Origin of the sequence: Nocardioides cavernaquae (genome assembly GCF_003600895.1) — a bacterium.
Taxonomy (GTDB): Bacteria; Actinomycetota; Actinomycetes; order Propionibacteriales; family Nocardioidaceae; genus Nocardioides; species Nocardioides cavernaquae.
This window is the reverse complement of sequence record NZ_QYRP01000002.1, coordinates 526,765-538,500: the sequence shown is the minus strand read 5'-3', so window position 1 is coordinate 538,500 and position 11,736 is coordinate 526,765. Positions and strand designations below refer to the sequence as shown.

Below are 11,736 nucleotides of genomic sequence, written 5' to 3'. Positions count from 1 at the left end.
CTCCTTCAGAAAGCGTTACGGGGATCTCCCGTGTTATGTACGCTGCGTACATAAAAACAGAAATGGACGCAAGGTCCAAATACCTGTTTCAATGGGCGGGATCGAGGAGGTCAACATGGGGCGCGGGCGACGACCGAGCGCGGAGGTGCGCGACGAGGTATTGCAGGCGGCAGGCGATCTGCTCGTCGACCAGGGCATGGGCGCGTTCACGATCGAAAAGGTCGCCGCCCTCAGTGGGGCCAGCAAGATGACGATCTACAAGTGGTGGCCCTCCAAGGGCGCGCTTGCGCTCGAGGGGTACTTCAGCGCAGTGGAGTCGACGCTTGCGTTCCCCGACACCGGTAACGTCCGGGCCGATCTGCGCAGCCAGCTGCATGCCTTTGTAGATCTGCTCTCGATGACGCACGCAGGTCGTGCGCTGGCCCAGCTGATCGGGCAGGCGCAGACCGACCCGGACCTCATGGAGTCGTATCGTGCGACGTACTCCAGTCCGCGCCGAGCGCTCGCAGTTGCGCGGCTGGAAGCGGCCGTAGCGATCGGCCAGTTACGTGCTGACCTTGATGCTGAGAGTGTTGTGGACCAACTCTGGGGTGCCTGTTACCACCGGCTCTTGATCCCCGACAGGCCGCTCGATCACGACTTTGTTGACGCTCTGGTGGCCAACCTGTTTGGCGGCGTGGGGGCCTAGCAGTTAGCGGGCGGCGAGCTTGTTGACCGAATCGCGGAGCGCGTCTTCGCCGGCGCGAACGTAGTGGTTCAGAACAGTGGTGAGTTTGTCGCCGAGGTACTGGCCGACGACCTCCCACGACTCGCCGAGCTCTTCGTGGAACCACCTCGTCGCCGCGTGATGGCGAAGGTTGCGATAGACGATCGTGCGGGGCCACGCGTTGTCGGGGTCGTTCTGGTCGACCCACGCGCGCACACGGTGCCAGCGCTCGTTGTGCAGCTCGGGCTTCACGGGCAGGCCGGTCGCGGTGTCGATGAACAGCCACAGCTCGTCCTCGGGAGGGACCGGGTAGTTCCACCAGGCGACGCTCGTGTCCTTCTCGCGTGCGGCCCGGGAAGCGCGCCGCTGGCGCTCGGCTTCCTGGGCGTTGATGACCTGCTGGAAGGTCGCCTTCGCAGGCAGGCCAAGAAGTTCTTTGACGCGGGGGAGGAGCTCGTCATGCATGAGCGACTTGGGCAGGGGCACCTCGTGAAGCGTGTGGTTCTTCACCGGGCCGCGGAATCCGGCCGCCTTGCGTGGGGTGATCCACGAGCCGTTGACGTGGACGTATCCACGCTCGAAGAAGACATCGATCGCGCGGAGTGCGTTCTGCTCGCCGAGGCGGAGCCCGCCGAACCCGGCGACGCGGATCTTGGTTCCGAACATCGGCAGGCGGATCATCTGCGGGTCGGTGCCGTCCGGGCCGCAGAGCTTGTCGGCGGCATCGGCCATCGCTCGGACCTGGCGGGTCTCGGGGCGGAGGCGAGGGTCGACGTACTGCGCCGTGGCCCCGTGGAGGACGTTGGCTCGACCGATCTCGAGCCCGTCCAGCGGATCGACGCTGCGGTCGAGCCAGTCCAGTCGCCAGGCGAGCTTGCGCATCGCGGCCAGCTGGCCGCGAAGGTCCTCTCGACCGCGGTTGGAGAAAAGGGTCTTCGATCCTTTCTCCATCACCTTGCGGCTGTGCTCGACGCGCCACTTCGTCACCGGCACCGCTCCGATGGTGGGCAGGATGTGGGCGTTGAGCCGTGACTCGCGCTGCTCCATCGTGCGCGGCTGCTTGCCGCGCTCGATGCTGTCCTTGAGGTACTCCTCGCCGAGCATCCGGACCGTGCGCGCCGCCCGGACGTCGGCGCCGACGGGCAGCGCCTGCTCGGTGTCGAGAGCCGCCTCGGCCTGGGCGAAGATCTTGCGGGCCTCCTCCTCGGAGGCAGCCCGACGCAGCACCCGCTTCCAGGGCTCGCCTTCGCCCGCCGGTGCCCGGAAGTAGACCTGGTACTTGTTGTTACCTGCTCCGGGGGCGTACAGACGCACCCGCCAGGGCCTTGAACTGCCGCCCAGCGTGCGCGGCTTGCCCTGGGCGAGCAGTTTTGGTTGAGGGCGTGTGGCCACGAGACCGCCTCCTAGGCTGGTGCCACCGGGCCACAGGTAAAGACCCACTGCAGATCCATCGTGCATCACTTTCGTGCATCACTCAAGACAAAATGATGCACGTGCCACTCGTCAGGAGTCACAGGAAATGGTCAACCGGCTTGCCAACGCGACTAGCCCCTATTTGCTCCAGCACGCTCAAAACCCGGTGGATTGGTGGGAGTGGGGTCCTGAGGCCTTCGCTGAGGCGAAGCGTCGCAACGTGCCGGTCCTGCTCTCGGTCGGGTACGCCGCCTGCCACTGGTGCCACGTCATGGCCCACGAGTCCTTCGAGGACGACGCCACCGCCGCGCTGATGAACGACTTCTACGTCAACATCAAGGTCGACCGCGAGGAGCGCCCGGACGTCGACGCGGTCTACATGGCGGCGACGCAGGCGATGACGGGTCACGGCGGCTGGCCGATGACGGTCGTCCTCGACCACGACGGGCGCCCCTTCTTCGCGGGCACGTACTTCCCCGACCAGCCCCGGCACGGGCAGCCTGCATTCCGCCAGGTGCTGACCTCCCTCTTCGACGCGTGGGTGAAGCGCCCCGACGACATCGAGGCCGCGGCCGGACAGATCGCCGCGCACCTGAGCACCGAGGCCGCCCTCGCCACCCGCCAGATCACCGACGAGGACCTCGACACCGCCGTGCGGATCCTGGCCAGCGAGTTCGACCCGATGGCTGGCGGCTTCGGCGGCGCCCCGAAGTTCCCGCCGTCCATGGTCGTCGAGTTCCTCCGCCGGTACGTCGGCCGGCCGGGCCCGCGCGTCGATGAGGCGCTGCTGCGCCAGGCCCGCCACATGCTCGCCCGCACCCTCCAGGCGATGGCCGGATCGGGGATGTACGACCAGCTCGGCGGCGGCTTCGCGCGCTATGCCGTGGACCTCGGCTGGGTCGTGCCGCACTTCGAGAAGATGCTCTACGACAACGCCCAGCTCCTCGCGGTCTACGCCCGCACGGACTCGGACACCGGCCGGCGCATCGCTGCCGAGACCGCGGACTTCCTGCTGCGGGAGCTGCTGACCGCCGAGGGCGGCTTCGCCTCTGCGCTCGACGCCGACAGCCTCAACGCCTCAGGTGAGTCGGAGGAGGGCGCGTTCTACGCCTGGACCCCGGCCGAGCTGGTCGAGGCGCTGGGGCACTCGCGCGGTGAGTGGGCGGCGGAGCTGTTCGGGGTCACCGCCGAAGGCACGTTTGAACACGGCACCTCGACGCTCCAGCTGCGCCACTTCCCGAGCGACACGCACGAGCAGGCGCGGCTGGCGGAGGTGCGGGCCCGGCTCCTCGACGCGCGTGCGCAGCGGACGCGGCCGCACCGCGACGACAAGGTCGTCGCCGCGTGGAACGGCCTCGCGATCAGCGGCCTCTGCGCCGCCGGCACGCTCCTCGACCGTCAGGAGTACGTCGACGCCGCGGCCGCCGCGGCCGAGCTGCTCCTCGATGTCCACATGGTCGACGGCCGGCTGCTGCGGGTCTCGCGCGACGGAGCTGTCGGTCGGCACGCGGGTGTCCTTGAGGACTACGCGTGCGTGGCGATGGGCTACCTCGACCTGCTCCAGGCAACGGGCGACGCGCGCTGGCTGGCCGAGGCGAAGCTGCTGCTCGACGATGCGCTGGCCCGGTTCCGCGCGGAGGACGGCGGCTTCCACGACACCGCCGCTGACGCGGAGGCACTGGTCTCGCGACCGCGCGAGCTCGGCGACAACGCCAGCCCGTGCGGCCAGTCGATGATGGTGCACGCGCTGGCCACTTATGCAGCGCTCACGGGGGAGGGTTCCTACCGGACCGCTGCCGAGGAGACGCTGGCCGTGCTCGCGCCGCTCTCGACCCGGAGCCCGCGGTTCGCCGGCTGGAGCCTTGCCGCAGCTGAAGCGCTGCGCGACGGACCGGTCGAGGTGGCGGTCGTCGGTCGCCCCGGTGCCGAGCGCGATGCCCTGGCCCTGGCTGCACGGCGGATTCCTGGTGCCGTTGTCGTGGTCGGTGCACCCGGTGCACCCGGTGCGACCCTCATCCCGTTGCTCGAGCAGCGCGCCGAGGTCGACGGCCGCCCCGCGGCGTACGTGTGCAGGGAGATGGTCTGCGAGCGGCCTGTCACGGAGCCCGCGGACCTGTCACGCTGAGGCCATGGAGGCACCGGTGCCGGTGACGATCGCCAAGGAACGCCGCCGGTTCTACGACGGCGGCGTCTGGTCGTCGGGCGACCAGCCGGAGATCCCGCCCAACCCGGACGAGGACCCGCGGATCGTGCTCGAGCGGCGTCTCGTCGAGGGCGAGGAGCTCTTCGTCATGCAGCGCCGGATCGCCTACCTCGACCGCGACTTCGGGGAGCTGCTGGTCCCCGACGGCCTGGCCTTCACGACCGACCTGACCTCGGTCCCGGCGCTGTTCACCTGGCTGGTGCCGAAGACCGGTGCGCATCTCCCGGCGGCACTCCTGCACGACGGACTGTGCTGCCCGCCGGAAGCTCGCACCTTCGTCCGCACCGACGGGGATCCTGCCGAGCTGACGCGGGTCGACGCCGACCGGATCCTGCGCGACGCCATGGCCGACACCGGCACTCCGCTGGTACGCCGCTGGCTGGTGTGGGCGGCGGTGGCCACCTCGACGATGGTCTTCGGCCGGGACACGAGCTGGTCGCCGGGGGAGCGGTTCCGCTATCGCTGGGTCGCCCTGGTCAGCCTCGGGCTGGTGGCACTGCTCGGGGTGTTCTCGACGCTGGACCTCTTCGACGTCCGGCGCGCCCCGCCGCTGCCGTGGATGGGAGAGGCGAGCTTCCTCGTCGAGCTCGTGAAGGGGCTCCTTGCTGCGGTCGTGGTCCCGGCCGTGCTCGGGCTGCTCTGGGGCCGGTTCCGGATCGCCGGCTGGATCATGCTGATCGGGCTGGCCGTCCTGCTGCACGTCACCATCGCGCTCTTCGCGATCACGTTGCTCTACCGCGCGACGGAGTGGCTCGCCGCCCGCCTGCCCCGGCGGCGTACGACTCGACAACCAACTCGCACGGGGTAGCTCGTTGCACCCCGGCCAGAGTCAGCGCAGGGCGTAGGTGGCGATCGAGACCGCGATGTACTGGCTGATGAAGGCCAGGACGGTCAGCAGGTGGAACACCTCGTGGAACCCGAACCACTGCGGGGAGGGGTTCGGGCGCTTGGCGGCGTAGACCACTGCACCGAGCGAGTAGAGGATGCCGCCGACCGCGACCAGGACCAGCGAGGAGATGTTCACCCACATCGGGAACTTGTCGGCACCCTCGCCCACGAGAGGGACGAAGAGGACCGCGAGCCAGCCCATGCCGACGTAGAGCATGCTGCCCAGCCAGCGCGGGGCACCGGGCGCGATCAGCTTGAAGGTGGTGCCCGCGATCGCGCAGCCCCACACCAGTCCGAGCAGCCACCAGCGCGCGTCGCCGTGGAGGTAGAGGAACGTGAACGGGGTGTAGCTGCCCGCGATGAAGATGAAGATGTTGGCGTGGTCGAAGCGGCGCCAGAACGCCCAGAGCTTCGGCTGCCAGTTGCCGCGGTGGTAGATGCCCGACACGGTGAACAGCAGCAGCGCGCTGGCTGCGTAGACGGACGAGCCGATCACGGTCAGCGGAGTCGGCGAGAGCACGATGAGCACGGCGAAGGCCGCGGTCAGGAACGGGATCACGCCCGTGTGCAGCCAACCTCGCAGGTGAGGCTTGAGCTCGTCGATCTTGTCGGCCACCATCGCCGTGGCCCGATCGCGGGCATCCTGCGCCCGGTCGACGACCGCCTCCGCCCGGTCGATTGCCCGGTCGCGGGCGTCGCGGGCACGCTCGCGCATGGACTCCCGCTCCGGCTCGTGGTCCGGGGGAACGGCAGGCGCGGGGGTGGCGTCTGTGCCGGGGCGGAGGGTCTCGTTCACGTCAGCCACGCTACCCGCCCGCTGGTTCTCCCGGGCGGCCGTGCGACCTGTCTCACGGCCGGTAGCATCGACGTCGTGGCGGACTGGAGGAGAGACGGCGTGATGCGCGCGCGGCAGCGCGTCAAGCGACTGCTCTACCCGGCGTACGAGGCGCGGGTCGTTCGGTTCCTGCCGACCGAAGGACTGCCGCAGCACGTCGGCGTCATGCTCGACGGAAACCGTCGCTGGGCGAAGGCTGTCGGCCGCGACACCGCGCACGGCCACCGCGCCGGCGCCGCCAACATCGAGCCGCTGCTCGGCTGGTGTGAGGAGTTCGGCATCGAGGTGGTCACCCTGTGGCTGCTCTCCACGGACAACCTCAACCGTCCCGCCGCCGAGCTCACCCCGCTCCTGGGCATCATCGAGGAGGCCGTCGCCTCGCTCGCGGACACGCGCCGCTGGCGGATCCACCCGGTGGGTGCGCTCGACCTGCTCCCGGCGAAGACCTCCGCCCGCCTCAAGGAGGCTGAGGAAGCCACGCGCAACGTCGACGGCATCCTCGTCAACGTCGCGGTCGGCTACGGCGGCCGCCAGGAGATCGCCGACGCCGTGCGTGCGCTTCTCGTCGAGGCATCTGCCCAGGGCCGCTCGATCGACGACCTCGCCAAGGACCTCGATGTCGAGCACATCGCCGAGCACCTCTACACCAAGGGCCAGCCGGACCCCGACCTCGTGATCCGCACCTCGGGCGAGCAGCGCCTCGGCGGCTTCCTGCTGTGGCAGAGCGCGAAGAGCGAGTTCTACTTCTGCGAGGCGATGTGGCCGGACTTCCGCCGCGTCGACTTCGTCCGCGCGCTCCGTGCGTACGCCGCCCGCGACCGGCGCCACGGCACTTGACCGATTCACCGGCCAGCCGGTGAAACGGGCACTTGTTGTGCGGTGCACGGCACAACAAGTGCCCGAATCGCGCGCGAGGTTCTCGCATCGTGTGACGGCTCTGTGAACACACCCCGCGCTCTGGCGTGTCGCCGCCGGGTCTTTTGGTTCGCGGCGTAGGTTCCGGATCAATGGCGAGTGGGGAAGCTCGCCTCACCGGAAGGCCCGCCCGTGAGTGATCACGACCGAACCGCATGGCAGTTCTGCTGCTGTGCGCGAGGAGGCCGGCACTCCGGCCTGCGGGACCTCTCCCGGTCCATCCTTGTGAACTAGGACCGGGGCGCTGAGTGCGCGTGCCGGCCCGCCTAGGGGTAGATCGTGGCAAAGCAGTCAGCCCAGCGCAGCGCAGTCACCCGCACCTACGTCCTCGACACCAGCGTCCTGCTCGCCGATCCCGGTGCGCTGAAGCGGTTCGACGAGCACGAGGTGGTCCTCCCGGTGGTCGTCATCACCGAGCTCGAGGGCAAGCGGCACCACCCGGAGCTGGGCTTCTTCGCCCGGGCCGCACTGCGCTCCCTCGATGACCTGCGCATCCTGCACGGGCGGCTCGACGAGCCAGTCCCGATCGGTGAGGCCGGGGGGACGCTGCGGGTCGAGCTGAACCACACGAACCCGGAGTCGCTGCCGTCCGGCTTCCGGCTCGGCGACAACGACACCCGGATCCTGGCGGTCGCGAAGAACCTCGCCGACGAAGGTGCCGACGTCTGCCTGGTCTCCAAGGACATGCCGCTGCGGATCAAGGCGTCTGCGGTCGGTCTCGACGCCCAGGAGTACCGCGCGGAGGCGATCAACGAGTCCGACACGGGGTACTCCGGCATGGCCGAGCTCGAGGTCGCTGCCGGCGACCTCGACGAGCTGTACGACGACGGCGTGCTCGATCTCGCCGAGGCGCGCGACCTGCCCTGTCACACCGGACTGGTGCTGCTCTCCGAGCGCGGCACCGCGCTGGGCAGGGTCGGCGCGGACAAGCAGGTCCACCTGGTCCGCGGTGACCGTGAGGCGTTCGGCCTGCACGGCCGCTCCGCCGAGCAGCGGATCGCGCTGGAGACCCTGCTCGACCCGGAGGTCGGCATCGTCTCCCTCGGTGGCCGGGCCGGCACCGGCAAGTCGGCGCTCGCGCTGTGCGCCGGTCTCGAGGCCGTGATGGAGCGCCGTCAGCACAAGAAGGTCATCATCTTCCGCCCGCTCTTCGCGGTGGGTGGGCAGGAGCTCGGCTACCTCCCCGGCAGCGCCGAGGAGAAGATGGGCCCCTGGGGTCAGGCCGTGTTCGACACCCTCGGTGCGATCACCTCCAAGGACGTCGTGGACGAGATCCTCGACCGGGGCATGCTCGAGGTCCTGCCGCTCACGCACATCCGGGGCCGCTCCCTGCACGACGCTTTCGTGATCGTCGACGAGGCGCAGTCGCTGGAGCGCAACGTGCTGCTCACCGTGCTCAGCCGCATCGGTGCCAACTCCAAGGTCGTGCTCACCCATGACGTCGCCCAGCGTGACAACCTCCGGGTCGGCCGGCACGACGGTGTCGTGGCGGTCGTGGAGAAGCTGAAGGGCCACCCGCTCTTCGCGCACGTCACCCTCACCCGGTCCGAGCGTTCGCCCATTGCCGCCCTCGTGACCGAGATGCTGGAGAACGTCACGATGTAGTGCCCGGCAGCGCATCCCGCGGGGGTCCTGGATCGATCGATCTGGGGCCCCTGTGGCGTATGTGACCACTGTGGCCAAGGCGTCTGGACGTGGTGTAGATCGCCTCACATTTGCCGCGGTTCGGTTTGCGGCAGGCAATTGCATCCGTCATGGTGGACATTCGTCTTCAGGCCGCCCGTCTGGTTGGAACCAGGTCCCGGGCGGCTTCTCGCGGCCGGAGGCGAATGCCCTGTCGTCGAGCGTGAGACTTGCCTGTGTCGAAACACAAGAAGTACACCCCGAAGCATGCGGGTGCCACCGTCCCCGGTGCACCCAAGAAGGTCATCCGCAACTCCGTTGTCTTCTCCGCCCTCGCTGTCGGCACCACTGGTGTCGCGGTCGCCGGCGGCGTCCTCGGCCAGAGCGCCGAGCCCACCCCGGCTGCCGCCGAGGTGAACCTCTCCGGCGTCACCAGCCTGAACGGCGCCGACCTCGGTCGTGACCCGGTCGTCTCCCGTTCTGACCGCCGCGATGCCGCGACGCCGGCCAAGACCGCGCCGCTGGCCGCGACCGACTCGGTCGCCAACGGCTACACCCGCACCGAGGACATCCGCGACCAGGACCCGCGTTCCATCGGTCGCGCCCTCCTCTCCGACTTCGGCTGGTCCTCCGACCAGTTCAGCTGCCTCGACTCCCTGTGGACCAAGGAGTCCGGCTGGAACATCACCGCCGACAACCCGAGCTCCTCGGCATACGGCATCCCGCAGGCGCTCCCCGGCTCGAAGATGTCCTCGGCCGGCTCGGACTGGGCAACGAACCCGGTCACCCAGATCACCTGGGGCCTCGGCTACATCCAGGACCGCTACGGCAGCCCCTGCTCCGCCTGGGGCCACAGCCAGAGCCACAACTGGTACTGAGTGGATCTCTGAGACTCCTTGTCTCGATAACGTGGGGGCACTAGCGTCCGCCGCATGACCCACGCGCGCACCGTCTGCGAGGCTTTCCAGGCCACGGCACTGATCGATCCCGACGCCGTCGCACTCCGCACCGGCGGTGACGCCGTCACCGTCTCCTGGCGCGAGTACGCCGCGCACGTGCGCGCCGTTGCCGCCGGCCTCGCCGCGCTCGGCGTACGCCGTGGGGACACGGTCGGCATCCTGCTGACCAACCGGCCGGAGTTCGCGTGGATCGACTCGGGTGCGATGCACCTGGGTGCGGTGCCGTTCTCGATCTACAACACCTCCTCGCCGGAGCAGATCGAGTACCTCTTCGGCAACGCCGGCAACCAGGTCGTGTTCACGGAGACGGCCCTGCTCCCGTCCGTGCTCGCCTCCGGCGTGAAGCTCGAGCACGTCATCTGCGTCGACGGTGCTCCTGAGGGGGTGACGATGACGCTGGCCGACCTCGAGGCCAGCGGCGCTGCGGACTTCGACTTCGAGGCCGCCTGGCACGCGGTCGAGCCCGACGACGTGCTGACCCTGATCTACACCTCCGGCACGACCGGGCCGCCGAAGGGCGTCCAGCTCACCCACGCCAACATGCTCAAGGTCGGCCTCTCGGCGATGGAGGTCGTCGACGTCCACCCCGGCGACCGGATCACGTCGTTCCTCCCGTCGGCGCACATCGCCGACCGCGCCTCGACGCAGTACTTCGCGGCGCTCCGCGGCGTCCAGGTCACCTATGTCGCCGACCCGCGAACGATCGCGGCTGCCCTGCCGGATGCGAGCCCGACGATCTGGTTCGCGGTGCCGCGGGTCTGGGAGAAGATCAAGGCCGGTGTCGAGGCGAAGGTCGCCGCTGAGGAGAGCCCGGTCAAGAAACGCCTCGCGCTCTTCGCGCTCGACATGGCGCGACGCAGCGCCGAGGCAAAGGTCGCCGGCCGGCCGCTCTCGGGGGTCGACGCGATCCGTTATCGCGTGGCCGACAAGCTCGTCCTGTCGAAGGTGCGCGAGGCGCTCGGCATGGACCAGATGCGCTGGGCCTGGTCGGCCGCGGCAGCGATCGCCCCCGAGACGCTGATGTTCTTCATGGGCCTCGGCATCGACGTGTGCGAGCTGTGGGGCATGTCCGAGCTCGGTGGCGCAGGCACGCTGAACCCGCCCGGTCGCGTGAAGGTCGGCACGGTCGGCAAGGTGCTGCCGGGCGCCGAGGTCATGCTCGCCGAGGACGGAGAGCTGCTCTTCCGTGGGCCCGGCGTGATGACCGGTTACCGCCACGACCCGGAGAAGACCGCGGAGGCGATCGACGAGGACGGGTGGCTGCACACCGGCGACGTGGCGACGATCGACGACGAGGGCTACGTGACGATCGTCGACCGCAAGAAGGAGATCATCATCAACGCGGCCGGCAAGAACATGTCACCGGTCAACATCGAGAACACCATCAAGACCGCTTGCGCGCTGCTGGCGACGATCGCGGTGATCGGTGACAACAAGCCCTACAACGTGGCGATCATGACGCTCGACCCCGACGCGGTTGCGGCCTACGCGTCGAAGAACGGGCTGCCCGCCGATCCGGCTGTGCTCGCCACCGACGCCGGGCTCATCGCCGCGGTGCAGGCAGGAGTCGACGCCGGCAACGCGAAGCTGTCGCGCGTCGAGCAGGTCAAGAAGTTCACGATCCTGCCGGCCTACTGGATGCCCGGCACCGAGGAGATGACCCCGACGCTGAAGCTCCGTCGCCGCCCGATCTCGGAGAAGTACGCTGCGGAGATCGCGGCGCTCTACGCCTGACGCCGTCGGGGTCTAGGTTGACGCCCATGGTGACGACAGATCTGGGGCTCGACACGCGGTTGGTGCTCCTCGCGGCAGGGCTGGTGTTCCTGTGGGCGCTCCTCCTCGGCGTGGTGAAGTACCGCCAGATCCTTGCCTCGCCGGAGGGTTTCGCCCATCCCTACACCGACATCGCCCATCGCGCGGCGCTGCTCTACTCGTTCGCACTGCTGCTGATCGCGGTCTTCGTCGAGCTGAGCGCGTGGAGCGAGGTCGTCGATCTGGCGGCCGCCGGGATCCTGCTCTGCTACTTCGTTGCGTCGATCGCGTCCTACATGTTCCACGGCCTGCGCCAGGACACCGACAACCAGCTGCGCCAACCCCCTGCCTCCGTGCGGGCGTTCATGGGGACGCTCGCGGTCGCCGAGATCGGAGCCTTCGGCGTGCTGCTCGCCGGGTACGTCGCGTCGCTCTGACACCT

General features: G+C 69.1%; 10 protein-coding genes. 8 read left to right on the top strand and 2 right to left on the bottom strand.

Translation table 11 applies throughout. The annotated features are described in order from the left end of the window. Positions 1–91: 91 nt before the first annotated feature. Complete coding sequence (locus tag D4739_RS02760; protein WP_220699217.1) at positions 92–688, top strand: TetR/AcrR family transcriptional regulator; 597 nt, start codon at positions 92–94, stop codon at positions 686–688. A gap of 3 nt (positions 689–691) precedes the next feature. On the opposite strand, the gene D4739_RS02755 is transcribed toward D4739_RS02760, so the two are convergent. Beyond that, positions 692–2,098, bottom strand: coding sequence for a hypothetical protein (locus tag D4739_RS02755; RefSeq protein WP_120059146.1), 1,407 nt, complete (start codon positions 2,096–2,098; stop codon positions 692–694). A 127-nt stretch (positions 2,099–2,225) separates the two neighbouring features. On the opposite strand from D4739_RS02755, the gene D4739_RS02750 reads away from it, so the two are divergent. Next, entirely contained in the window at positions 2,226–4,244 is a 2,019-nt protein-coding gene (locus D4739_RS02750) for a thioredoxin domain-containing protein (protein WP_120059145.1), read from the top strand. Positions 4,245–4,248: 4 nt separating this feature from the next. Further along, positions 4,249–5,130, top strand: coding sequence for a DUF1353 domain-containing protein (locus tag D4739_RS02745; protein ID WP_120059144.1), 882 nt, complete (start codon positions 4,249–4,251; stop codon positions 5,128–5,130). A gap of 21 nt (positions 5,131–5,151) precedes the next feature. On the opposite strand, the gene trhA is transcribed toward D4739_RS02745, so the two are convergent. Beyond that, positions 5,152–6,006, bottom strand: a complete 855-nt coding sequence (gene trhA / locus D4739_RS02740; RefSeq protein WP_220699216.1) for a PAQR family membrane homeostasis protein TrhA — start codon at positions 6,004–6,006, stop codon at positions 5,152–5,154. Positions 6,007–6,108: 102 nt separating this feature from the next. On the opposite strand from trhA, the gene D4739_RS02735 reads away from it, so the two are divergent. The 5 genes from D4739_RS02735 (at position 6,109) to D4739_RS02715 (ending at position 11,731) form a co-directional block, all read left to right on the top strand. Then, positions 6,109–6,882, top strand: a complete 774-nt coding sequence (locus tag D4739_RS02735; RefSeq protein ID WP_120061698.1) for an isoprenyl transferase — start codon at positions 6,109–6,111, stop codon at positions 6,880–6,882. A gap of 357 nt (positions 6,883–7,239) precedes the next feature. Continuing rightward, complete coding sequence (locus tag D4739_RS02730; RefSeq protein ID WP_238473489.1) at positions 7,240–8,565, top strand: PhoH family protein; 1,326 nt, start codon at positions 7,240–7,242, stop codon at positions 8,563–8,565. Positions 8,566–8,819: 254 nt separating this feature from the next. Further along, entirely contained in the window at positions 8,820–9,461 is a 642-nt protein-coding gene (locus tag D4739_RS02725) for an aggregation-promoting factor C-terminal-like domain-containing protein (protein WP_120059142.1), read from the top strand. Positions 9,462–9,515: 54 nt separating this feature from the next. Further along, positions 9,516–11,276, top strand: coding sequence for an AMP-binding protein (locus D4739_RS02720; protein WP_120059141.1), 1,761 nt, complete (start codon positions 9,516–9,518; stop codon positions 11,274–11,276). Positions 11,277–11,302: 26 nt separating this feature from the next. Then, positions 11,303–11,731 carry a hypothetical protein gene (locus D4739_RS02715; RefSeq protein WP_120059140.1) on the top strand — a complete coding sequence of 143 codons (429 nt, stop codon included), beginning with the start codon at positions 11,303–11,305 and terminating at the stop codon, positions 11,729–11,731. Positions 11,732–11,736 lie beyond the last annotated feature (5 nt).